Here is a 1131-nt window from a genome sequence, read left to right as displayed (position 1 = left end):
GCGGCTACTTAGAGACTTGGTCCAGGATCGGTGTCCGGCCAGACTCGGTCCAGGTGCCCGGCGAGACGCTCCCTCATTGCGGCTGCCCACCGGTGTCATTGGTGTGGCTCTCTCATGGCCTGCGGTCTCGCCGGGCGCCGCGCGAGGAGTGGCTGGAAAGGGGTTTGTTCTGCTCGAAGTAGCGGTGCCCTCCTTGCTGACAGCTCCGTCGAGTTCAGCCAAGGGAGGCGCCGATGCGCGTGATCATCGGGATGGACCCGCACAAGCGTTCAGCCACCATCGAGGTCGTTGACGAACGCGGCCGGGTGCTGGCTACGGGCAGGTACGGCACCGACAAGGCCGGCTACGCCGACATGCTCGCCGCCGGTCGTCGGTATGCCGATCGGGTCTGGGCGGTGGAGGGCTGCAACGGCATCGGCAAGCACATCGCCCACCGCCTGGTCCACGACGGTGAGACGGTGCTCGATGTGCCCGCGAAACTGTCGGCGCAGGTGCGGGTGTTCGCCACCGGCAACGGCCGCACAACCGATCCGGTGGATGCGCACTCGGTGGCGATGGTGGCGCTACGCAGCCCGAATCTGGTGCAGGTTCAGGTCGATGCGGACCTGCAGGTGATGGGCATGCTCGCCGACCGGCGTGACGAGCTGGGCCGCGCCCGCACCCAGAGCATCAACCGGCTGCACCGGTTGCTGCTGGAACTGTTACCTGGCGGGGCGAAGAAGTTCCTGTCCGCGCGACAGGCCCGCGCGTTGATCGCGACGGTCAAACCCCGCGACATCGTGGGCAAGACCAGACGCCGCCTCGCCGTCGAGCTGATCAGTGAACTCGAGGGCATCGACAAGAAGATCAAGGCCGTGGAGAAGGACCTCAAGGAGCTGGTGGCCGCCCGCGGCTCCACCCTGATGGAGCTACACGGCATCGGCCCCTGCGGCGCGGCCCGCCTACTGGCAGACGTCGCAGACATCAGCCGGTTCGCCGACCGCGACCGGTTCGCCTCCTGGAACGGCACCGCACCCCTGGACGCCTCCTCCGGCGACCAGAAGCGCCACCGGCTCTCCCGCGCCGGCAACCGGCGGATCAACCGCACGCTGCACATCATGGCCGTGGTCCAGCTGCGCAACCGCACGCAAG

1 protein-coding gene is annotated in these 1131 nt (G+C 68.0%); it reads left to right on the top strand.

Going from position 1 to position 1131, the window contains the following annotated elements; genetic code table 11:
- Positions 1–233: 233 nt before the first annotated feature.
- Positions 234–1131 (top strand): IS110 family transposase (locus tag ACNAVT_RS31765; protein ID WP_416301685.1); only part of this gene is annotated, 898 nt, incomplete at its 3' end.

Source organism: Micromonospora sp. SL4-19, from assembly GCF_047921475.1.
GTDB lineage: Bacteria > Actinomycetota > Actinomycetes > Mycobacteriales > Micromonosporaceae > Micromonospora.
Note: the sequence above shows the minus strand (reverse complement) of the source record. Positions and strands in the feature narration are given on the sequence as shown.